General features: G+C 34.2%; 23 protein-coding genes and 2 tRNA genes. 15 read left to right on the top strand and 10 right to left on the bottom strand.

The window, feature by feature from the left end; translation table 11 throughout:
- Nucleotides 1-89: 89 nt before the first annotated feature.
- Both E0H99_RS04730 and rsmG read right to left on the bottom strand, forming a co-directional pair.
- Complete coding sequence (locus tag E0H99_RS04730) at nucleotides 90-755, bottom strand: DUF2490 domain-containing protein (RefSeq protein WP_131991765.1); 666 nt, start codon at nucleotides 753-755, stop codon at nucleotides 90-92.
- Nucleotides 756-798: 43 nt separating this feature from the next.
- Nucleotides 799-1428 carry a 16S rRNA (guanine(527)-N(7))-methyltransferase RsmG gene (gene rsmG, locus E0H99_RS04725; RefSeq protein ID WP_131991762.1) on the bottom strand — a complete coding sequence of 210 codons (630 nt, stop codon included), beginning with the start codon at nucleotides 1426-1428 and terminating at the stop codon, nucleotides 799-801.
- A gap of 105 nt (nucleotides 1429-1533) precedes the next feature.
- Here rsmG and E0H99_RS04720 point away from each other — a divergent pair, with 105 nt between their 5' ends.
- Nucleotides 1534-2631 carry a fatty acid desaturase family protein gene (locus E0H99_RS04720; protein WP_131991759.1) on the top strand — a complete coding sequence of 366 codons (1098 nt, stop codon included), beginning with the start codon at nucleotides 1534-1536 and terminating at the stop codon, nucleotides 2629-2631.
- A gap of 77 nt (nucleotides 2632-2708) precedes the next feature.
- Nucleotides 2709-3911 (top strand): pyridoxal phosphate-dependent aminotransferase, encoded by a 1203-nt coding sequence (locus E0H99_RS04715; RefSeq protein WP_131991756.1) that lies wholly within the window; start codon nucleotides 2709-2711, stop codon nucleotides 3909-3911.
- A 204-nt stretch (nucleotides 3912-4115) separates the two neighbouring features.
- Here E0H99_RS04715 and E0H99_RS04710 read toward each other — a convergent pair whose 3' ends face one another.
- A complete protein-coding gene (locus E0H99_RS04710) occupies nucleotides 4116-5219 on the bottom strand; it encodes a pyridoxal phosphate-dependent aminotransferase (RefSeq protein WP_131991753.1) in 1104 nt (367 codons plus the stop codon).
- A 363-nt stretch (nucleotides 5220-5582) separates the two neighbouring features.
- On the opposite strand from E0H99_RS04710, the gene purT reads away from it, so the two are divergent.
- Nucleotides 5583-6743, top strand: coding sequence for a formate-dependent phosphoribosylglycinamide formyltransferase (gene purT, locus E0H99_RS04705; RefSeq protein ID WP_131991750.1), 1161 nt, complete (start codon nucleotides 5583-5585; stop codon nucleotides 6741-6743).
- Here purT and E0H99_RS04700 read toward each other — a convergent pair whose 3' ends face one another.
- Nucleotides 6744-7607 carry an AraC family transcriptional regulator gene (locus tag E0H99_RS04700; RefSeq protein ID WP_131991747.1) on the bottom strand — a complete coding sequence of 288 codons (864 nt, stop codon included), beginning with the start codon at nucleotides 7605-7607 and terminating at the stop codon, nucleotides 6744-6746.
- Nucleotides 7608-7699: 92 nt separating this feature from the next.
- On the opposite strand from E0H99_RS04700, the gene E0H99_RS04695 reads away from it, so the two are divergent.
- Nucleotides 7700-8062, top strand: a complete 363-nt coding sequence (locus E0H99_RS04695; RefSeq protein ID WP_131991744.1) for a DUF983 domain-containing protein — start codon at nucleotides 7700-7702, stop codon at nucleotides 8060-8062.
- Between the two features lie 39 nt (nucleotides 8063-8101).
- Complete coding sequence (locus E0H99_RS04690) at nucleotides 8102-8419, top strand: DUF6370 family protein (RefSeq protein WP_091165475.1); 318 nt, start codon at nucleotides 8102-8104, stop codon at nucleotides 8417-8419.
- 38 nt (nucleotides 8420-8457) lie between these two features.
- Here E0H99_RS04690 and E0H99_RS04685 read toward each other — a convergent pair whose 3' ends face one another.
- Nucleotides 8458-10101, bottom strand: coding sequence for a hypothetical protein (locus tag E0H99_RS04685; RefSeq protein WP_131991741.1), 1644 nt, complete (start codon nucleotides 10099-10101; stop codon nucleotides 8458-8460).
- 227 nt (nucleotides 10102-10328) lie between these two features.
- Between E0H99_RS04685 and E0H99_RS04680 the strand changes: the two genes are divergently transcribed.
- From E0H99_RS04680 to E0H99_RS04655, 6 genes are all read left to right on the top strand, one after another.
- A complete protein-coding gene (locus tag E0H99_RS04680) occupies nucleotides 10329-11003 on the top strand; it encodes a response regulator transcription factor (protein ID WP_131991738.1) in 675 nt (224 codons plus the stop codon).
- 3 nt (nucleotides 11004-11006) lie between these two features.
- Nucleotides 11007-12395, top strand: coding sequence for a sensor histidine kinase (locus E0H99_RS04675; protein WP_131991735.1), 1389 nt, complete (start codon nucleotides 11007-11009; stop codon nucleotides 12393-12395).
- An 80-nt stretch (nucleotides 12396-12475) separates the two neighbouring features.
- A complete protein-coding gene (locus E0H99_RS04670; protein ID WP_131991732.1) occupies nucleotides 12476-13204 on the top strand; it encodes a hypothetical protein in 729 nt (242 codons plus the stop codon).
- An 18-nt stretch (nucleotides 13205-13222) separates the two neighbouring features.
- On the top strand, nucleotides 13223-14173 hold the full coding sequence (locus E0H99_RS04665; protein WP_131991729.1) for a bestrophin family protein: 951 nt from the start codon (nucleotides 13223-13225) through the stop codon (nucleotides 14171-14173).
- 203 nt (nucleotides 14174-14376) lie between these two features.
- Nucleotides 14377-15252, top strand: coding sequence for an ACP S-malonyltransferase (fabD, locus tag E0H99_RS04660; protein ID WP_131991726.1), 876 nt, complete (start codon nucleotides 14377-14379; stop codon nucleotides 15250-15252).
- Between the two features lie 73 nt (nucleotides 15253-15325).
- The gene (locus E0H99_RS04655; protein WP_131915058.1) at nucleotides 15326-15577 is read left to right on the top strand and encodes a hypothetical protein; all 252 of its coding nucleotides are present in this window, start codon (nucleotides 15326-15328) and stop codon (nucleotides 15575-15577) included.
- A 35-nt stretch (nucleotides 15578-15612) separates the two neighbouring features.
- Here the strand turns inward: E0H99_RS04655 and galE are convergent, their stop codons facing one another.
- Nucleotides 15613-16626, bottom strand: coding sequence for a UDP-glucose 4-epimerase GalE (gene galE, locus E0H99_RS04650; protein WP_131991723.1), 1014 nt, complete (start codon nucleotides 16624-16626; stop codon nucleotides 15613-15615).
- Between the two features lie 86 nt (nucleotides 16627-16712).
- Nucleotides 16713-17843, bottom strand: a complete 1131-nt coding sequence (locus E0H99_RS04645; protein ID WP_131991720.1) for a DegT/DnrJ/EryC1/StrS family aminotransferase — start codon at nucleotides 17841-17843, stop codon at nucleotides 16713-16715.
- Between the two features lie 255 nt (nucleotides 17844-18098).
- Between E0H99_RS04645 and E0H99_RS04640 the strand changes: the two genes are divergently transcribed.
- The 4 genes from E0H99_RS04640 (at nucleotide 18099) to E0H99_RS04625 (ending at nucleotide 22378) form a co-directional block, all read left to right on the top strand.
- Nucleotides 18099-19340, top strand: coding sequence for a 3-deoxy-D-manno-octulosonic acid transferase (locus tag E0H99_RS04640; RefSeq protein WP_131991717.1), 1242 nt, complete (start codon nucleotides 18099-18101; stop codon nucleotides 19338-19340).
- Nucleotides 19327-19773 carry a GNAT family N-acetyltransferase gene (locus E0H99_RS04635; RefSeq protein WP_131991714.1) on the top strand — a complete coding sequence of 149 codons (447 nt, stop codon included), beginning with the start codon at nucleotides 19327-19329 and terminating at the stop codon, nucleotides 19771-19773. The genes E0H99_RS04640 and E0H99_RS04635 overlap by 14 nt, the downstream gene beginning before the upstream one ends.
- Before the next feature lie 23 nt (nucleotides 19774-19796).
- A complete protein-coding gene (locus tag E0H99_RS04630) occupies nucleotides 19797-21965 on the top strand; it encodes a S46 family peptidase (RefSeq protein ID WP_131991711.1) in 2169 nt (722 codons plus the stop codon).
- Nucleotides 21966-22153: 188 nt separating this feature from the next.
- Nucleotides 22154-22378, top strand: a complete 225-nt coding sequence (locus tag E0H99_RS04625; RefSeq protein WP_131991708.1) for a hypothetical protein — start codon at nucleotides 22154-22156, stop codon at nucleotides 22376-22378.
- Nucleotides 22379-22531: 153 nt separating this feature from the next.
- Here E0H99_RS04625 and E0H99_RS04620 read toward each other — a convergent pair whose 3' ends face one another.
- The 3 genes from E0H99_RS04620 to E0H99_RS04610 form a co-directional block, all read right to left on the bottom strand.
- A complete protein-coding gene (locus E0H99_RS04620) occupies nucleotides 22532-22879 on the bottom strand; it encodes a DUF1508 domain-containing protein (RefSeq protein ID WP_131991705.1) in 348 nt (115 codons plus the stop codon).
- 93 nt (nucleotides 22880-22972) lie between these two features.
- A tRNA-Leu gene (locus E0H99_RS04615) sits at nucleotides 22973-23058 on the bottom strand.
- Between the two features lie 14 nt (nucleotides 23059-23072).
- Nucleotides 23073-23145 (bottom strand) — tRNA-Gly (locus tag E0H99_RS04610).
- Nucleotides 23146-23275 lie beyond the last annotated feature (130 nt).

Raw genomic sequence — 23275 nt, 5'->3', positions numbered from 1 at the left:
ATAAAACACTATAAATTAAAAATAGAATTAGATTTTAATTTGCCATTCAAAAATCCCATTTCCGTTTATTATTTAAAAAATCAAAAAGGCTAATTATTAAAAACCATAATTTGAAATTGTGTTCTATTATTAGTCGGCAAAAGCTGTGACATGACACCAGCCTCAACTCTGATATATTTATTTACACAATAACCAACTCCACCATAAATACGATCACGATCGTAATGATTTGGCTCGGTATTGACAAATATTTCATTGTACATGGAAGCATAAACCGTGTTTTGCTCCATTACTTTTTTATTGATTGGAATATTTAAGGACAGTGAATAACGCAAACGCATTTTAAAATCATCTGGAACAAATCGTTGCTCAAAACGATACCGGTGTTGAATATTAATTCGTCCAAATTGTTGCTTAGTGACAAACTGCTGAAAGATTCTATGTTCATCTGTTTCCACTTTATCGTCCGTTCCTACCACGTAAGGTTCTGAGTGAATGTAGGCATATCCCAGCAATATATTATTATTGTTTTCGGATAAATTGTATCCTAAACCAGTTCTCAACAGCAATTGTTCCAGATCTCCAGCAAAATTAAAGTTCCGATATTGCACTTCATTATGCCAATTCCATCTAGTATTTATTTTTTGATTACCAAAATAATTAAACCAATTCCCTAAATCCGATTTTTGTGCGTGTCCGTTTGCTGCAACAAATAGTAATAGTAACCAGCAAAACAGTGTTATTTTTTTTTTCATTAAAGCTTTATTATTTAAAAGTAACTATTTTCCAGATTATCCATTAAACCGTAAACTTCAATGGCAAATGCACCACTTTCTTAGTTTCAAAGAATTCATCTTCAAAGAAATCAGCAAGATTGTATTCCGTGGCTTTTGGAAAATCCTTTAATTCTTCGGTTAAATCGCCTCCTTTTAGATACAGAATTCCGTTTTTCAATTCGTGTTTGTTGTTCTTTTTGATTTTGGTTTTCACCCAAGAAACAAAATCCGGCATATTAGTAACGGCACGACTCACGATAAAATCGAAATCTCCTTTTACATTTTCAGCACGCATTTGCTCAGCTTTTACATTTTTCAATTCCAATCCTTCGGCAACAGCCTGAACCACTTTTATTTTCTTGGCAATAACATCAATCAAATAAAAACGGGTTTCCGGAAAAAGAATCGCCAATGGAATTCCAGGAAATCCTCCGCCAGTTCCAACATCAAGAACATAAGTTCCCGGTTCAAATTTTATAATTTTGGCTATTCCCAACGAATGCAAAATATGTTTGGTATACAAAGCATCAATATCTTTTCTCGAAATAACATTGATTTTTTCATTCCAATCATGGTATAAAAAATCCAATTTTTCGAACTGTTCTTTCTGAATATCAGTTAAATTAGGAAAATACTTAAGAATCTCATCCATCTATTAATTTTTTAACAAAAGTAATACTTTAGAGTTAAAATATTTATCACAATTTTGTATATCCAAAAATTTATAATAATTACCTTTGAACTTTATTAAAAATATATGAATAATAATGCTCCGACATTTGCTAAGCAAGATAGCCTAAAGTTTTTTAGAACACTTAACTCACGAGTTAACAGTTACTTCAAAGAAAACAACATCCAAAAAACAGGCAATTGGAAACTATATTTGAAAACCATAATTCTGTTTTCTGTTTTCCTTGCGCCTTATTTTTTAATCCTAACACTTGGCATGCCATTTTGGGCACATCTTCTTTTAACAATTGTTATGGGAATTGGGATGGCTGGAGTAGGAATGAATGTGATGCACGATGGAAATCATGGTTCTTATTCCAATAAAAATTGGGTTAACAAATTCATGGGGGGAACTATTTATGTTTTGGCAGGAAATGTATTCAACTGGCAAGTACAACATAATGTTCTACACCACACCTATACAAACATTCCAGGTCATGATGAAGATCTAGATGCCGGACGTGTAATTCGTTTTACAAAAGAAGCAAAATGGTATAATTTTCACCGTTTTCAACAATATTATTCCGTATTCTTATATGGATTATTAACGTTCAACTGGGCTATAACGACTGATTTCAAACAGATGAGAAGCTACTTGAAAAGAAAATTATCTTACGGAGAAGCAAAAAGTCCAAAAACACTTTGGACCACTTTAATTATTACGAAAATAATTTACGTTTCTATCTGGATTGTTTTACCAATCGTTATTGGAATCACGTGGTGGAAAGTATTAATTGGTTTCTTCATTATGCATTACACTGCTGGTTTAATTCTAAGTGTTGTGTTCCAATTGGCACATGTTGTGGAAGAAACAACTAATCCATCTCCAAATGAATTAGGGGAAATGGACAATACTTGGGCTATTCACCAATTGTTTACCACAACAAATTTTGCTCCAAAAAACAAAATAGTTAACTGGTACACAGGCGGACTGAATCACCAAATTGAGCACCATATTTTCCCAAATATCAGTCACGTACATTATGGCAAAATTGCGAAAATTGTGAAAGAAACTGCACAAGAATGCAACTTGCCGTATTATGAATATAAAACAATGCGAAGTGCCGTTATTGCTCATTTCAAGCATTTGAAAGATTTGGGTCAAAACCCGGCTCTTACAGTATAATAATCAAAAATGCACTACAGTGCATTTCTATATAATAGAATTACTTCAATAAAAAACTAACTACAACCTATTAAAAAATGAATCCATTATCAGATAGAATAAACAATTTATCTTCGTCTCAAACATTAGCAATGGCAGCTTTGGCCAGAGAATTAAAATCACAAGGAAAAGACATCATCAGTTTAAGCTTAGGTGAACCTGACTTTAATACGCCAGACTTCATCAAAGAAGCGGCTAAAAAAGCGATTGATGAAAATTACAGCACTTACTCTCCAGTAGAAGGATATTTAGAATTAAAAGAAGCCATCTGTAGAAAATTCAAAAGAGATAATAATTTAGAGTACAAACCGTCTCAAATTGTAGTTTCAACTGGAGCAAAACAATCGTTATACAACATTGCACAAGTAATGTTAAACGACGGTGACGAAGTAATTTTACCCGCTCCTTACTGGGTTTCTTATTTCGAAATCGTAAAATTATCCGGTGGAGTTCCTGTAGAAGTTCCAACTTCTGTAGATACTGATTTTAAAATCACGCCAGAACAATTAGAAGCTGCTATCACTCCAAAAACAAAAATGATGTGGTTCAGTTCTCCTTGTAACCCAAGTGGATCTGTGTACAACAGAGAAGAATTAACGGCTTTAGCAAAAGTATTGGAGAAATATCCAAACATTTATGTTGTTGCTGACGAAATCTACGAGCACATCAATTTCTCAGGAACTTTTTGCAGCATCGCTTCAATCCCGGGAATGCTAGAAAGAACAATTACCGTAAATGGAGTAGCAAAAGCTTTCGCCATGACAGGATGGAGAATTGGATATATTGGAGCTCCAGAATTCATTGCAAAAGCGTGTACAAAAATACAAGGTCAAGTAACAAGTGGTGCTAACAGTATTGCACAACGCGCTACCATCACCGCTGTTGATTCTGATCCAAGCGTTTTAAAACACATGGTTGACGCTTTCCATAGCCGCAGAGATTTAGTGGTTGGATTATTGAAAGACATTCCAGGAGTAAAAATTAACGTTCCAGAAGGCGCATTTTACGTATTCCCAGACGTCTCTTCTTTCTTCGGAAAAACATTAAAAGGAACGTTCATCAAAGATGCCAATGATTTCTCTATGTATCTTTTGGGCGAAGCGAATGTAGCAACCGTAACTGGTGACGCCTTTGGAAACCCGGATTGTATCCGTTTTTCTTACGCCACAAGCGAAGAATTATTGAGAGAAGCATTACGCAGAATAAAAGAAGCGGTAACATTAACCGAGGTTCCTGCATAATATAAAATTTATTTCAACTTCAAAATAGTTTAAGATTTAAAGTTTTACCGCTTTAAATTTTAAACTATTTTTTTTTATGGGCGTGTCCCTACGTAAAAACTCCGGGTTGTGCTATTCGCTGCAAGTCCTCGCAAAACTCCATTTCATTACGTCTTGCTGTGGGCTTTCCACTACTATCACTCACGCAAAACCCGTTTTTTTTATTTACTCTAATGCTTTAATGAATTGTTGCATTTCTTTCATAGTTCCAATTGTAATTCTTGACCATTTTCCATTTTCTTCGTAGATTTTTGTACCTATTATATTGTTCTTTTCTAATCGCTCAAAAAAATCTTTATTATAATTAGCCAATGAAAAATAGACGAAATTTGAATGAGAAGGAATGCATCGTATTTTTAACCGTTCAAGTTGTTCGATTGTATATTTTCTTGTGTTATCGTTTAGTAAATAGGTTTCCGACACGAATTTCTCGTCTTTAATTGATGCTAATGCACCCGAAACTGATGCTACACTTACACTTCCGTTACTCCAGGATTGTAGCTGACTAATTTTTTCAATAGTCCCTGAATTTGCAATTCCATATCCAATTCTTGCTCCTGCCAATCCATACATTTTTGAAAAAGTTTTAGCAATAATTAAGTTTTTATTTTCTTTTACTAAATTTACAAGTGATTTTTGGTTGGTAAAATCAATATACGCTTCATCAACTAAAACGATTACTTTTCTAGTTGCTTCATTTATAAAATTCACAAGTGCTTCTCTTTCACAAATTGTCCCTGTTGGATTGTTTGGATTACAAATATAAATCATTCTTGTGTCGGGTTCAATTGCTTTCAACATTGCTGATAAATCATGATGTTTATCCTCTGTTAATGGAACTGTGATTTTTTTAAGCCCTAATTTTTCTACTGTTTCTGTCCAATAATTAAAAGTTGGGTCAGCTAAAATAAAACTTCCTTTATTTATGGCACAATATCGGACAACTAAATCTAAAATTTCTGTTGAGCCAGCACCCAATACTATATTTTCGGCAACGAGATTATTCTTTTCAGCAATTTTTGAAATTAATTCCGATGTTAAATCCCAATTATAACGATTGCTGCTAATTATGTTTTTCGTCATTGCATCCCTTGCCAATGCCGAAGGACCATATGGATTTTCATTTGACCGTAAATAAATTGGGTTTAAATTAGTTTCTTCGTTAATAGAATTTTCTGTTTTTGGAATAGCAAATCTTTCCAATGGAACAATTCCTAAACTTACAAATGCTAAACTTGTTTGTTTTAACCAACTTCTTCGACTATTCATAATATTCTATTTAAAATGTTAAAATATAGCACTTTATTTTCTCTCAATATGTCGAAGAATTTCAAATATGTTACAGTGTTTTCTTTTTCAGTTTCCGTTGCTCAAAAACAGCATACAACATATAAATCTGCGATTACATTCTAATGAGATTAGAGTATTCCGTTAATCTAAATCTAGATCGGTTACATTTTTAAACAAGCGATAAAACCACACTGTAGTTCCATCCACAACAAATCCCTTTAGAGTTTAAAACTCTAAAGGGGTTACTTCAAAAAAAATACTATTTTTGTTTTTGGTTTTAACCTTGTCCACAAAAGTGAGCAACTTTAAACCTTAAACTTTAAATCCTTCAACTTAAAAAAAATGAAAATACTACTTCTTGGCTCAGGCGAATTAGGAAAAGAATTTACAATCGCTGCCCAACGCATCGGACAAATCGTAATTGCCGTTGACAGTTACGAAAATGCACCAGCCATGCAAGTGGCCCATGGTTTTGAAGTCATTAATATGTTGGACGGCGAAGCCTTGGATCGAATTGTTGCCAAACACAAACCTGATTTCATCGTTCCAGAAATAGAAGCCATTCGCACCGAACGATTTTACGATTACGAAAAGCAAGGTATTACCGTAGTTCCTTCGGCGAAAGCGGCAAACTTCACCATGAACCGAAAAGCAATCCGTGATTTGGCTTCCAAAGAATTAGGTTTAAAAACAGCAAAGTATCGCTACGCAACAACTGCTGAGGAATTGCAAAAAGGCGTTGAAGCCGTTGGAATGCCCTGCGTAGTAAAACCATTAATGTCATCCTCCGGAAAAGGGCAATCAACCATAAAAACAGCAGCTGATATCGAGAAAGCATGGAATTATGCTGTGGAAGGTTCCCGTGGTGATGTAGTGGAAGTAATTGTAGAGGCTTTTGTAAAATTCAATTCGGAGATTACTTTATTGACAGTAGTTCAAAATAACAATCCCACACTATTTTGTGCCCCAATTGGTCATAGACAAGAACGTGGCGATTATCAGGAAAGCTGGCAACCCGCCAGAATTTCCGACAAGGATTTATACGAGGCACAAGACATGGCCGAAAAAGTAACCGAAGCCTTGGGTGGCGCAGGACTTTTTGGAGTAGAATTTTTCTTGGCTGATGATGGTGTTTATTTCTCGGAATTATCGCCTCGTCCGCATGATACCGGAATGGTAACATTAGCCGGAACACAAAACTTCAACGAATTCGAATTGCATTTAAGAGCGATTTTGAGTTTACCTATTTTCGAAATCACATTAGAAAAAGTGGGAGCGAGTGCCGTAATTCTAGCTTCGGAAAACTCAACAAATCCAACCTATTCTGGCATCGAAAAAATTGCCTCCTTACCTAAAACTGATTTCAGAATCTTTGGCAAACCAACCTCAAGACCCTATAGAAGAATGGCAGTGGCTTTAGTCAATGATACTTTAGAAACTCCAATTGAAGAAGTGGTAGAAAAAGCTAAAAAAGCGGCTAATTTAGTTACCGTAAATTTTTAATTAATTTTTAAAAATACGAAAAGCAGATGGAGTCATTCCTGTATTTTTTTTAAATAATCGTGTGAAATAAGAATAATCATCATAGCCTAATTCCGTTGCAATTTCATTGACAGTAAACTTTTTATCCATCAACATTCGTTTGGCCTCGAGAATAATTCTATCTGTAATCACTTCGGTTGTAGTTTTTTGCAAAATTTCATTGCATATCCTGTTCAAATGCTTTAGCGTAATATTAAGTTGCGAGGCATAGAAAGAAGGTGCTTTTTCTGTTTTAAATTTTTGCTCTAAAACCACTTCTAAATTTTTAATCTTCACATTATACGAATGTGTTTCATGGAAATGTGTTACACTATATTTTCTGGTAATTTCAATGTGTATAATGTCTAACAGATTCATGATTTTATCCTGCTTCAACAGCTGATTTGCCTGAGTTTCTAAAATTAGACTCTCAAAATAAGGGAGAATCGCTTTCGATTCGGCTACATTGAAAACCATTTCTGGCTTATTGTCCACCGAAGAATAAAATGGATAGCCGCCTATGGTTTTTTGTCCAAAATAAAGATTATACATTTCCTGCGAATAAAAAATCACAAAACCTTCTACATCATCAGATAAGTCCCAATGATGCATTTGTCCGGGTTGCAGGAAAAACATACTTCCCGGCTGAATCGCAAACACATCAAAATCGATTTCATGCGTTCCCGAACCTTTGGTAAAAAAGACCAAAACATACGAACTGTGTCGATGAGGTTCCTCAACAAAACTATGGTCTATTAAGTGATTTTTAAAGGTATTAATATACAAATCACTATTCACTGAATTACAGTTAAAACGCTGAATATTATAAATAGGATATTTTTTCATGGCTTACATAATGTCCTTATTGTGCTATAATTAGCGAATATAGAAAACATCCATGACATGAATAAGAAATACCTTTGATAAAAATAATAACGATGTCAAATTCTATTGTACACATCCTGAATAATGATTGTCCTCATTGCCTTAAAGGCAAAGTTTTTAAAGAAAAAAATATTTTCTTAAATATTGGTTTCCCTAAAATGAACGAGTATTGCTCGCACTGCCAATTTAAATTCGAAAAAGAACCAGGCTATTTCTTTGGTGCTATGTATGTAAATTATGGTTTAACAGTAGCCCAAGGAATTGCTACCTATGTTATTGCACAATTCTTCTTTAAAGAAAATTTTGATTTAAGAATCATTCCAATTATTGCTGTTGTGATTATCGCCATGGCTTCTCTTAATATTCGCCTTTCCAGATTATTGTGGATTTACATGTTTAAAAATTATTCGATATAAAAAACCAGTATCTTAGCTGAAGTAAAAATTTAATCATTTATGAAAAAGATACTATACTTAGCTATTTTGTTCTCTGCAACACTTGCAAGTGCTCAGGATAAAAAAGAAGAACCAAAACCTCAAATTGTTGAAGCTTCATGCGGACAATGTCAGTTTGGGATGGAAGGACACGGTTGTGAATTAGCTGTTCGCATTGACGGAAAATCCTATTTTGTTGACGGCAGTTCTATTGACTCACATGGAGATGCGCATGCCAGTGATGGTTTTTGTGCTGCTATAAGAAAAGCGGAAGTGGTTGGTAAAGTGGTTGACAATAAATTCAAAGTCACCTCATTTAAATTACTACCAAAAAAATAAAAAAAAGGCCTAAAGAATTTTCTTTAGGCCTTTTTTAATTACTTCGATTTCATGCTCGCTTTAAGATTGCTATTCTCAAAACTCGAAATATCAATTACTTCTTCCAAGTCTACATCAAAAGAAATTTTTACACTATCTCCTACAATCGTCACCGGCAATTGATTGGATATTTGAGAGGAACCCACAAAAATATTAGGATAATCTTTCACCTTAAAATAATAAAAGCTATTCCCGTTTTTCACATCATTCTGGATTCGGGTTACAATTGATTTCAGCGATTTTTTATTGGAAACACTATTCGAATTTATTTTATTATCCGCCATATTATAGACGTTTTTAAACGAGGTTAAGGTTTCTCGCATCGTATTGCCCACGCCAACAATCGTATAATCCGCAATGGCAACCATCGCAAACATTTTAACCAATCCGCCATCATCTTTAAGCGTCATCACATACGTGGGAATGTTATTAATATTATACGGAATAGGTAAAGACGCCTTATATCCTTTTTCCTGAACTTTTCCTTGCGCAGAACTTTGAGCAGCAAATTCTGTCGCTCCACCTTGTTTATAAAAGGTAGTTTCCTTGGTTCTTGTATCCACCAATACAAAACCTACAGCAGATTCTTCTTTTCCAACCGAAGTCAATCCGGTATACCAATAGGATTTACTGTCTTTTCCGTAAACCAATGTTAATCCTTCCGTAATTTGGAGTTTATCCGCATTAGAAAAATTCCAATACCCGTGAACATATTCACCCCAATCGTTCAATTGATCTTCTATAAAATCCAAAGGCTGAATTCGATCTACCCATTTTGGTGTTTTAGCAATTGAATATTCTTTTATAGCACCAGATTGTGCATCAACCACAATAACGCCCGTTGCTTCTTTTCCTGAGAAACCAATTTTTTTCACATATTTAGTTACTATCCAAAACGGATGTCCAGCATCATCAATCTCAAAACTAAAATCAGCCAGACCAACAGCAGCGTTTCCATTAAAATAAACGTGTCTGTGAACGTCACTTTGAAAATAAGCACCTTGTTGGTACTTAATCTTAATGTCCTTCCCTCCCACATTCTGAACTAATTTCACATCACGTTCATTGGTTGCAGAAACCATAACATATCCCGCAGCTCCCTCTTGGTTGTTAAACCATTTTAAAAAACCCGAATGTAATAATGGTGCAACCCAGTACAAGTTGTTACTCACTTTTTGGATACAAAAATCACCTAATTCTACTTGACTTCCCAAAGCTGGTTGCGAACCTAAAATTTTCTCACCTAGAAGATGCGCTAACTCCTCATCGACCACACGGATTTTATCAATAGATATTGGAGCAATATGATTTGTTATTTTTTGGCCGTTTTTAACCTCTCCTATTAGTTTTTGGTACGAATCACTTCTAAACATTTTTAGGCTGGTCACAAAAGGAAGCGCAATACAATACACTAAAAGTACTCCTGCCAAAATATACAAAACCTTGTTGGGTCTGGAAACAATCTTGACCTGCTTAGTTTGCTGCGAAACTGTCAGCCCAAGAGAAAATAAAATCCCAAAAATCACTAATAACAACAAAATAATAGCAAAACCCGTAAATCCATAATCAATTACCGGCAGGTTGATGTAAAAAAGTAAAAAACCAAAAAGGAGTAAGAAAACAATGAAGAAGATCTTTTTCATATAATTGCTATTTTTCATACTTTATTAGTAATCCAAAAACAAAAAATGTTACAAAATAAAATAGTAATAATTTAATAATGAATCTAAAAGCAGTCCCCTGATTTGGATATAAAAACACAAAACAAAACTTTCAACTAGTTATAAGGTTTTGTTAATATTAGTTTAGCAAAGGTATTTTGGGAAAAAACAAAAGTTTAATCATTAAATTTGTAGAAATAGTAATGTTAATGAAGTTATTAATAGTTGAAGATGAACCTAATCTTTCGTCAATTATCCGGAAAGGCTTTTCAGAAAAAAATCACGAAGTAAGTGTTGCCCTTGATGGCACAACAGCATTAGATTTACTCTCTAATCATAATTTTGATGTGGTAATATTGGATGTGATGTTACCTGACATTAATGGCATTGAAATTTGCAGACGTTTGAGAGCCGCAAAAAACTTTGTTCCCATTTTGTTATTAACCGCTTTAGGAAGTACTGAAAATGTAATAAACGGATTGAATTCCGGAGCCGATGATTATTTATTAAAACCGTTCAAATTCCTAGAACTCGACGCAAGAGTCAATGCACTTTCCAGAAGAGCCGGTCAAATACAAAAACCGAATGAAATCATCACTATTGCTGACCTTCAAATTAATTCGAAAACAAAATCGGTAACCCGAAACGGGGACTCCATTGTATTAACAGCTAAAGAATTTAAACTTTTATATTATCTGGCCATCAACTCTGAGACTATTTTATCCCGTGAACAACTTTTAGACAATGTTTGGGACATTAATTTTGACATGAATACAAATGTAATTGATGTCTACATTAATTATTTGAGAAAAAAAATTGACAAACCATACAATACTAAATTAATTCACACCATGAAAGGTTTGGGTTATGTACTGAAACAATAAAAAATGCAAATTAAGAAAAAAATTACTTTTACCTATATTGCGCTTTCAAGCCTCAGCACACTTTTATTGAGTTTGGTGGTTTTCTTCCTGTTCAAACAAAACAACCAGTATCATTTTTTGAAAAGATTACAAGATCGGGCTAAAATAGTTGCATCGATTCATTATCAAAATGATCCTGTAAAAACCCGTTATTTCAAAGAGTTTAAAGCAAATGGACTTGAAGAATTGATTGATGAACAAGACTTTGTCCTTAAAATCAGTGGAAAAAATACATTTGAGTACAATACCAATCTTAATTTACCCGCTGATTTTTATACAAAAGTAATGGCTAATGGTTCTAATTGGATTGAAAATAGCAACCGCTATTTTTATGCCCAAACTTTTACCGAATCCAATCAAAAATATATTGTAATCATTACTGCCATAGACCGCAGAGGAAACGTCAGCAGTATTTATATAATTCAAATTCTCTTTTTTGGAGGATTGGCTTTTATACTATTGGCTTATTTTCTTGGTAGATTTCTAGCAAGAAAAGTTATAAATCCAGTAGCCCGAATTACGGCGGAAGTAAAAATAATAAGCGCATCAAACCTGCACAACAGACTTCCGGAGACCAACAGCACAGATGAAATTGCCGATTTGACAAAGACATTTAACAACATGCTGGACCGACTGGAAACCTCATTTGAAATCCAAGCAAACTTTATCAATAATGCTTCTCATGAACTAAAAACACCCGTAACAACCATAATTGCCGAAGCAGAAATCATGCTTTTAAAAGAAAGAAATGTTACGGATTATGTAACATCATTAGAAAACATACACAGTCAAGCATCCCGACTGGGAGATCTTACAGAAAGTCTTTTGAAACTGACACAAACTGGCTATGATGGAAAAAAACAATTACTAGATGTCGTTAGAATTGATGAACTCCTTATGGATGTAAAATCAGACATTGATAAAATTTATCCCAATAACAGAGTAACGATAAAGATCAAGAAAATTCCTAGCGACCCAAGTTTACTAGAAATTCCATGTAACAAATCCTTATTAGAACTTTCATTGAATAATATTATCGCCAATGGTGTCAAATATTCTGATAATGAGACTGTCTTTGTTACTTTATCCGTAAACAATTCAACCATTAAAATTTCAATTACTGATATTGGAATTGGTATTCCCGCAGAAGATATTCCGCATCTTTACGAGCCTTTCTTCCGAGGCAAAAAAGCATCAAAATACAATGGCTATGGTTTAGGACTGCCGCTTGCCATGAAAATAATCAGGATGCACAATGGAGAACTTCAAATACAATCTGAACCCGACAAAGGCACTATTGTAAATATTACTTTTAATACCGCCAACATTAGAAATTCTAATGTGAATTCTTAGAATATTCTAATTTTATTTTAAGGTTGCTATAAACTGGGTACTGTTATTTTGTATGTATAAATAAATCAAATTTAATACATATGAAAAATATTCTTATCCCATCAACATTACAAAACGACACAATCAATGCGGTGAAAACTGCTATAAAATCATCTAATGGTGACCAATGTCAGCTCATATTGATGTTACTTGCAGATATTCCTGACACCTTTTCTTCTGCCAGTTTATTAAGAAATATCAATGAAGGTTTAAGCACTACGCAAGAAAATGTTTTGCTAATGTGCCGACAAATTATTTTGGAATCTAAAAATTGCAACTTAAAAATTCACCATCAATACGGTATTTCTTCTCCTGTTTTTAAAAATATAATGAAGCATTTTGCAATTGGATTAACAATTATCACTCCTTCTTTTAAATCTTCAAAAAAGAAAATCAATTCCTTTGGCATCCAAATTATTTCTAATAGCAAATGCCCAATTCTACACACAAACGCAAACTTTGAAGAAGTAATATTCAGCCAAGCATTGTATATTAAAAATTCAGATTCAAGCCTTCATGCAGAAGATTTACAAGCTTATGTAAATACGATTTTTTCTTTGAAAATTGTAAGCGAAACCAAAACAAGCGAAACCGAACCTTTTTTAACCGATACGATATCAAAAAACAACATAAACATTTTGATTGAAACTAGAAAACCAAAGAAATTAAAACTACTAAGGAAAGAAAAAGCAGCATTGAACGAAATGTTAGGCTTACCTGTACTTTCTCTATATGAAGATATTTCCTATAAAAATCAAATAATTTTTTAAAATTTTAATCCAAAGTATATGCTACTAAAAAAGAAAATCCCCATGAAATATGTGCTGGGTAAAATAAAAACAGAATTGACCTTAGTCATTTTGTTTTGTATTGCATTTGAAATTTTTCATTATTTTTTCAAAACTACATCAGTTAATATTCCTATTGCAATTCCCACAATAATTGGCACTATCATTTCATTGCTGCTGGCATTCAAATCCAATCAAGCATATGACCGTTGGTGGGAAGCCAGAATAATTTGGGGTTCTATTGTAAACGATTCCAGAACACTATTGCGCCAAATTATTGTTTTTTATAATGATCCTGATTTTTCAGTAGAAGCGAACGATTTCAAAGAAAAATTTGCAAAAAGACAAGCCGCATGGTGTTACAGTCTTGGACAAACACTTCGAGAGAAAGACCCTATTAAACCAATAAGAGATTTACTAAATGAAGATGACTTACGATTTGTAAAAAAACACAAACACGTACCAAATGCCATTTTGATGTTACATGCAAAAGATTTAAAAAAAGCACTTAATTCTGATAAAATTAATGTTTACCAACAAGTAGAAATCGATAATACATTGACGCGATTGTGTGATTCTATGGGTAAGTGTGAACGTATAAAAAATACCATTTTCCCAACAACATATAGCATGTACATTAGATTTGCGCTGTGTTTGTTCATAATCCTATTGCCTTTTGGATTAATTAATATTATTGGCTGGCTTCAAATTCCATTGGTGACAACCATTGCTGCTGCTTTTTTCTTAATCGAAAAAATGGCCATTCATCTACAAGATCCATTTGAAAACAGACCCACAGATACTCCTGTAAGTGCGATTTCAAATACAATTGAAAAAAACCTTATGCAAATGATCAACGAATATCGAGATGAATTTGATGAAGAAGTACCTGTTTATGAAGCGAAAGCACATCATATACAACCTTTAAACAATGCTTATTTCGTTCTTTAGTTTTTAGATCTTGGTGAAAATTCACTCATTAATTTGAGTGGATTTTTTTTAGTTTGAATGTCTATACTGTAAAATGAATTATACTTTCAATAGTAAAAGGAACCCAAACAGATAGTTTCAAATACCGTAAAAAATAGTATTTTTACATCCCGATTGAAACTAATTTTTCAATCTTTAAATTTTTCAATCTTTAAATTAGACACATGAAAGCATACGTATTTCCAGGTCAAGGCGCACAATTCACAGGAATGGGTAAAGACTTATATGAAAATTCTCCTCTTGCAAAAGAATTATTCGAGAAAGCCAATGAAATTTTAGGTTTCCGCATCACAGACATCATGTTTGAAGGAACAGCTGAGGAATTGAAAGAAACCAAAGTTACACAACCTGCCGTTTTCTTGCATTCGGTGATTTTGGCAAAAACGTTAGGTGAGGATTTCAAACCAGTAATGGTAGCAGGACATTCCTTAGGTGAATTCTCTGCTTTAGTGGCAAATGGAGCATTATCTTTTGAAGACGGGTTGCGATTGGTTTCCCAACGCGCTTTGGCAATGCAAAAAGCCTGCGAAATGAAACCTTCTACTATGGCAGCCGTTTTAGGATTGGCTGACAATATTGTAGAAGAAGTTTGTGCTTCGATTGACGGAATTGTAGTGGCTGCAAATTACAACTGCCCAGGACAATTAGTGATTTCAGGAGAAACATCAGCAGTGGAAAAAGCCTGTGAAGCAATGAAAGCAGCGGGTGCAAAACGTGCTTTGTTATTGCCAGTTGGTGGTGCTTTTCACTCTCCAATGATGGAACCGGCAAGAGAAGAATTAGCAGCAGCGATTGAAGCAACTACGTTCTCTACTCCTATTTGTCCGGTATATCAAAATGTAACGGCTAGCGCGGTTTCTGATGCTGACGAAATTAAGAAAAACCTAATCATTCAATTGACTGCTCCTGTAAAATGGACACAATCGGTACAACAAATGATAAAAGACGGAGCTACTTTATTTACGGAAGTAGGTCCAGGAAAAGTATTGGCCGGATTGATTGGCAAAATTGATAAAGAAGCGGTTACTGCGAATGCTTAAAATTAGTATTCAATTACTATTTTATCTTTATAAAACGAGTTAAAATCAATTTTAATTTTTTAAAATGAAAAAAATGAAAAAAGCACTTTTAGGATTAGCATGTATTGCAACTTTAATGACTTCTTGCAAAAAAGAAACAAAAGACGAAGTAAAAGAGGCTACAGAAGCCGTTGGCAATGAAATGGAAGAAGCTATAGATACAGCAGCTGTAAAAGTTGACGCTGCAGCTGATTCTACCAAGGTTAAAGCAGGAGAAGTTCTTAAAAAAGGGGCTGACAAAATGAATCAAGCCGCTGAAAAATTGAAAGAAGCGGCAAAAAAATAATTCAAAAAAAAGGGCTGTCGTTGACAGCCCTTTTTTTATTTTCTAATTTTCTGTTCCCATTTCCAGGCGCTAGCCATCGCTTCTTCAAGCGTTGATTTTGCTTTCCATCCCAGAACAGTATTGGCTTTATCCGTATTGGCGTAAGCCGAAGTAATATCACCTTCTCTGCGACCAACAATTTTGTAAGGCAATTTTTTGCCGCTTACTTTTTCGAAAGTATTGATGACCTCTAAAACGGAACTTCCTGTTCCTGTACCTAAATTGAATGTTTCCACTTTGGCAGTATTTTTTTTATTCAATAAGCGTTGCAAAGCGATCACATGGGCTTTCGCCAAATCGACTACGTGAATATAATCGCGTACCGCTGTTCCGTCTGGAGTTGGGTAATCATCGCCATAAACGGCTAGTTCTTTACGCAATCCAAAACCCGTTTGTGTAATAAATGGCACTAAATTTTGAGGAACTCCAATAGGCAATTCTCCAATTTCAGTAGAAGGATGCGCTCCAATTGGATTAAAATAACGCAATAAAATTGCATTGACATTAGTTACCTTAGCCACATCGATGATGATTTCTTCTCCAATTTTTTTGGTATTCCCGTAAGGAGAAATTGGCTGTTGTACTGGTGCGTTTTCGGTAATTGGCATTTTTTCGGCTTGACCATAAACGGTACAAGACGAGCTGAAAATAAAATTAGCTTCCGGTTTTTTCTGTAACTCCTGTAAAACATATACCAATGCATTGATATTATTTTCATAATACAACAACGGATTTTCAACACTTTCACCCACCGCTTTTGAAGCTGCAAAATGTATGACTCCTGAAATATCATGATGCCTTTTGAAAAAATCCTGTACTTTTTCTTTCTCGCGCAAATCTAACTTTTCGAAAGCAGGAATTTTTCCGGTAATACTCTGAATTCCATCTAACACATTCAATGATGTATTCGATAAATTATCCACAACCAGTACTTCAAAACCCTCATTTTGCAATTCAACAACAGTATGCGAACCAATAAAACCTAAACCTCCTGTAACTAATATTTTCATGATTACTTTTTTTGTGCAGACGCAATTTATCGCATCCCTTACTATTTATACCACATAAAAAAGACGCGATAAATCGCGTCTCTATATTATTTAAAAAACTCTAAAACACTGTCCGTTATGAATTTAATTTGTTCATCGTCCAGTTCTGTATGCATTGGCAACGAAATTACTTCTTTAACCAATTGATTTGTCACTGGAAAATCTTCTTCTTTATATCTAGAATCCACGTATGCTTTCTGCGAATGTAATGGAATTGGGTAATAAATGGCACACGGAATACCTTTATCAAGTAAATGCTGCATCAATCCGTCTCTATTGGCATTAATGATTCGCAAAGTATATTGATGAAAAACGTGATCGTCTCCATTTAAATCAAACTCTGGAATTGTAATATTAGAATGGCCCGAAAAAGTGGTATTATATTTCGCAGCTGCTGAACGACGTGCGTCATTATAAGTATTTAATAAAGGTAATTTAGCATTCAAAACTGCTGCTTGAATACTATCCAATCGTGAATTTACCCCTACTACATCATGGTGATACCGCTCGTACATTCCGTGATTTACAATCCCGCGAAGTTTATGTGCCAAAGCATCATCATTGGTAAAAATCGCACCGCCATCTCCATAACATCCTAAATTTTTAGAAGGAAAAAATGAAGTAGATCCCACATGACCAATTATCCCTGCTTTCTTTTTTGTTCCATCAGAAAACTTGCAATTAGCTCCAATCGCTTGTGCATTGTCTTCTATAACATATAGATTATGCTCCTTGGCCAAAGCCATAATCGCTTCCATATTGGCAGCACGACCAAATAAATGTACCGGAACAATTGCTTTGGTTTTTGGCGTAATGGCGCCTTTAATTCCTTCGATAGAAATATTCATATTATGCATATCCACATCGACTAAAACCGGTGTCAATTGCAGTAAAGCAATTACTTCCACTGTCGCTGCAAAAGTAAAATCGGCAGTGATTACTTCATCTCCAGGCTTTAAATCCAATCCCATCATAGCAATTTGCAAGGCATCGGTTCCATTAGCGCAAGGAATTACGTGTTTTACGTCCAGGTACTCTTCCAAAGATTTTTGAAATTGATGAACTTGAGGTCCATTAATATAAGAATTTGTGTCTAAAACTTCCTGAATAGATGTATTTACGACGTCTTTTATTTTATCATATTGACTTTTTAAGTCAACCATTTGGATTTTTTTCATTGAAATTTTTGTTTAAAGTTCGCCCTTCGTCTGCGTTCAGGGTGACGTTATTTTAAGGTTTACAGAAACAGCAAACACTTTCTTAAAACGAAGAACAAAAATAGTTATTTATGAGTTTAAACCAATGAAACTCACATTAAAAAAAGATATTATTCCGATGAAATAAAAAAATGGGTTCCTGACAACCAAAATTTAAATATTGCTGCGGAGGAAATAAACATAAAGAAAACGTATTTTAGCCCCAAAATTTTAATGATGCTTTTTCTCTATAATCTAATTGTTCAAATTGCTGGTTTTTTATTAAAAATCATAGCTCTTTTCAGTCCAAAAATGAAACTTTTTGTAGCTGGACGAAAAGTGGTTTTTCCAGCTTTGGAACAAAAAATAAAACCTACTGATAGAACAATCTGGTTCCATGCTGCGTCCTTAGGCGAATATGAGCAAGGCTTGCCTGTCATTGAAAAAATAAAAGAACAATTTCCATCGCACAAAATTGTACTTACTTTTTTTTCACCTTCAGGCTATGAAGTCCGAAAAAACAATACCGTTGCTGATGTTACGGTTTATTTGCCTTTGGACACCAAGAAAAATGCCAAACAGTTTTTGAAACTCGTCCATCCGGATTTAGTGTTTTTTATTAAATACGAATACTGGCCAAATTATTTAGCCGAGCTCAAAAAACGAAATGCCAAAACCTATTTAATTTCTGGAATTCTTAGAAAAAATCAACTGTTTTTCAAATGGTATGGCGGCTTTTACAGAGAAGCATTAAATACATTCACTTACTTTTTTGTACAAAATGAAACTTCAAAAAAATTACTGCAACAAGTAGGTAAAGCGAATGTTTCCGTTTCTGGAGACACCCGATTTGATCGAGTTGCCACAATTTTAGAAAAAGACAATTCCTTGGATTTTATTTCTCAATTTAAAGACAATACATTGACTATTGTCGTGGGAAGTTCTTGGCCAAAAGACGAAAATTTATTGGTAGATTTTATTAATTCGAATACATTCAATGTCAAGTTTATAATTGCGCCTCATAATATTAAGGACGACCAAATTCAGCAATTAAAAAACAGCATCACTAAAAAAATCGTTTTATTCTCTGAAAAAGAAGGACAGAATCTGGCTGATTTTGATGTTTTTATCATTGATACGATTGGTATTCTGACCAAAATCTACAGTTATGCGGATATTGCGTATATAGGCGGTGGTTTCGGAAATCCCGGAGTTCATAATTTACTGGAACCGGCAACTTTTGGTGTTCCAATACTGATTGGCCCGAACTATTCTCATTTTGCAGAAGCAACAGCACTGGTAAATATGGAAGCCTGTATTTCTATCAACAATACTAAAGAGCTAAACGAAGCATTTAGAAACCTCATCCTGAATGATGACATCCGACACGAAAAAGGACACATGTGCAGCACCTTTGTACAAATGAACAAAGGAGCTACTGCTATTATTTTAAAACATATTTTGAATGACCCAATTTAAACCGTTAGCGCTTTCTGATATTGAAACGATTGTGATACTGATGCAACAATTTTATGCGATTGATAATTACCCCATTAATATTGATGTTTCTAAAGCTTTATTTCAAGCATTTATTTCCAATGAAAATTTTGGAAAATCATGGCTTATTTTATCCGATAATGAAATTGTAGGCTACATTCTTCTAACCTTTGTTTTTAGTTTTGAATACCAAGGGAAAATTGCTTTTTTAGACGAATTGTATTTGACTGAAAAAGCAAGAGGCAAAGGAATTGGCAGTAAAGCCATTGCATTTATTCAAAGTGAAAGCCATAAACTATCGTTAAAACTGATTTATCTGGAAGTGGAACAGCACAACGAAAAAGCTCAAAAATTGTACCTTGCGCACGGTTTTGAATCGCACAACAGAAAATTGATGAAATACAAAATCAAATAAAATTACACCCTAAATTTAATACCATGAAATTTTTAAAATTATTCTTATTACTATTTGTCATTCAGACGCAAGCACAGCAGGGCGGCATGTGGATTCCTTCGCTTTTGAAAGGAATGAATGAAACAGAAATGAAAAATTTAGGCATGAAAATGTCTGTAAAAGAGATTTACGATGTGAATCAATCGAGTTTAAAAGATGCGGTTCCACACTTTAATGGTGGTTGTACCTCTGAAGTAATTTCTCCGAAAGGATTAATTTTAACGAATCATCATTGCGGATTTTCACAAATTCAATCGCACTCTACAGTAGACCATGATTATCTTACTGATGGATTTTGGGCTTACAAAATGGAAGATGAATTGCCTAATAAAAACTTAACCGTCGCTTTTATTGTAAAAATCGAAGATGTAACCACATCGGTTCTGGAAGGAACTGCTTCTCTTACCAGTGAATCCGAAAAACAAAAGAAAATTCAAGAAAACATTACGGCACTTACTAATTCTTTACCAAAGGAAAATTGGCAGGAAAATAAAATCCGTACGTTTTACGAAGGCAATCAATACATGCTTTTTGTAACAGAAACTTTTACCGATGTACGATTGGTTGGCGCTCCGCCTACCTCAATAGGGAAATTTGGTTCTGATACTGATAATTGGGTTTGGCCGCGTCATACGGGAGATTTTTCATTGTTTAGAATTTATGCTGACAAAAACAATCGTCCAGCTGCGTATTCGAAAGACAATGTTCCTTACACTCCTAAACACTTCCTACCCATTTCACTTGATGGCGTAGCCGAAGATGATTTCACATTAGTTTTTGGTTATCCTGGAAAAACAAATGAATATTTACCTTCTGTTGCGATTGAGCAAATTGTAAACGAGCTAAATCCGGCAAAAATCGAAATTAGAGACAAAGCCTTGAAAGTGGCTGATGGTTTCATGAGAAAAGACAATGCTATTAAAATTCAATACGCCTCTAAATATGCCAAGATTGCTAATTATTGGAAAAAATGGATTGGCGAAACCCAAGGATTAAAAAAATCAAATGCCGTTGCCATTAAAAGAGAATCTGAAAAAGCTTTTCAGCAGAAAATAACAAAAGCGGGGAAAGAAAAAGAGTACGGAACACTTTTAGCTGATTTCGAAAAAAACTACGCAGAAATAGCGCCGTATGCCTCTGCCAGAGATTATTTTACGGAAACAGTGCTACTTAATACGGAATTACTAAGTGTTGGTTACAAATTGTATCAGCTGGAACAAGTTTACAAAACCAAAGGAGAGCAATCTTTCACTGACCGAAAAAACAATTTACTAACTGGCCAGGAAGCTTTCTACAAAGATTTTAATGCAACTGTTGATGAAAAAGTTTTTGAGCAATTGATTGAATTGTATGCTGCCAAATCTCCAAAACAATTTTTACCTCAAAGTTTTATGAATGTAAACGCTAAAAATTTGGCTTCGGAAATTTACAGTAAATCCAAACTTAAAAATTATACAGGTCTGAAAGAATTGCTAACCGGTGATACGCAAACCGTTTTAACGAATTTAAACAATGACCCAGGTTTCCTGTTGGTAAAAGAATTGGCTGATAAATATTCGAAAGAAGTAACTCCAAAATACGACGAAATCAATTTAAAGATTACAGCGCTACAACGCACGTATATGAAGGCGCAATTAGAATTGAATAAAGACAGTAGAATTTTTCCGGATGCCAATAGCACATTAAGAATTACTTATGGAAAAGTAAAAGGATACGAGCCTAAAGATGCTACACTTTACACACCAATAACCTATTTAGATGGGATAATGGAGAAATACATCCCTGGAGATTATGAATTTGATGTTCCATCTAAATTGATAGATCTATATAAAACCAAAGATTACGGACCCTATGGAGAAAACGGAAAAATGCCTGTTAACTTTATTGGCACAAATCACACTACTGGAGGTAATTCAGGAAGCCCTGCGATAGACGCTAACGGAAATTTAATAGGACTTAATTTTGACAGGGTTTGGGAAGGAACCATGAGTGATATCTATTATGACCCAAGTATTTGTAGAAACATCATGGTTGACATACGCTACGTCCTTTTTATTATGGATAAATATGCAGGTGCAAAAAACTTGATCAGTGAGCTAAAACTAGTTCACCCAAAGAAAAGCAAACCTCTGAAAAAGAAAAACTTAAAGTAAAACCAAGGGCTCAACAACGATATAAAGCATTTATTAATTATTTGACTTAATTGGCATAATAATTGTAATTTGTTTCGGCGTTGACAAAAAATATTATTTTTTAAAAAAAAAATAAAAAAATATTTTACATATTAAAAAATTTATATCTTTGCCACGAATTAATAATTAACCTTTTATATTAAATTAAGATGAAAAAAGTATTTTTAAGTTTAGCTGCTGTTGCTGTTTTGACTGTTGTATCATGTAAAAAAGCTGACGCTCCTGCTGAGGACGCTGCTACTGTAATTGATTCTGCTGCTGCTGTAGTTGATTCTGCTGCTGCTGTAGTTGATTCTGCTGCTGTTGTTGTTGACTCTGCTGCTGCTGCTGCTACTGAAGCTGCTGCAACTGCTACTGAAGCTGCAAAAAAATAATTAGAACTCAAATTCTAAAAATTTTAAAGCCATCCGCTTATGCGAGATGGCTTTTTTAATTTGTGACATTTCCCATCATTTAAGAAGAGGTGTACGGATAAAAAAAAGAGTCGTGGAAATTTAAATTTCACGACTCTCTTTTTTATTTACAAATTAATCCGAAAAAATAAAATTATTTCCAGAGAAATCCAACACCTCTGAATTTGATCCATACCGCACAATTTCATCGATTCCTTTTTGCAGACGCAACGAAGTGGTATATTTTCTACTTGTTGCAAAATGATTCCCTTCTAGCATCAATTTAAAATAGAACTTCCCACTGGTAGACTTAAATTTTAAAAAGTCAGCGGCATCAATAGCGGTTTTAAATTTCTCAATATCTTCTTCACACTCAAACTTGAGTTCATAACTTAAACTTGTAAAAATAATTTTTCCTTTCCTAGAAGTGAAAACAAATTTATATTCGTCGTTATATCTTTTACTAATTACAAAAGCGCCCATGAAATTTTAGATTTTAGATTGCAGATTTCAGATTCAATACCGTTTCAAATTCTTGCAAACAAAAAAAAGCCTCTTCAATTGAAGAGGCTTTAGTACTCAGAGCGGGACTTGAACCCGCACGAACATTGCTGTTCACTGGATTTTAAGTCCAGCGTGTCTACCAATTTCACCATCCGAGCATTATGTGGTGTCGAGCGAAAAACGGGGCTCGAACCCGCGACCTCGACCTTGGCAAGGTCGCGCTCTACCAACTGAGCTATTTTCGCATTTTCAATCCTTAAAAAGAACCGCGATACTTGTTCTGTATTGCGGATGCAAATTTAGGACATTTATTGAATTACACAAGCCTTTTTTATAAAAAAATCACATATAAAAGTTAACATTCTGATAACGTAA

Origin of the sequence: Flavobacterium sp. GT3P67, from assembly GCF_004349155.1 — a bacterium.
Lineage (GTDB): Bacteria > Bacteroidota > Bacteroidia > Flavobacteriales > Flavobacteriaceae > Flavobacterium > Flavobacterium ranwuense.
Note: the sequence above shows the minus strand (reverse complement) of the source record. Positions and strands in the feature narration are given on the sequence as shown.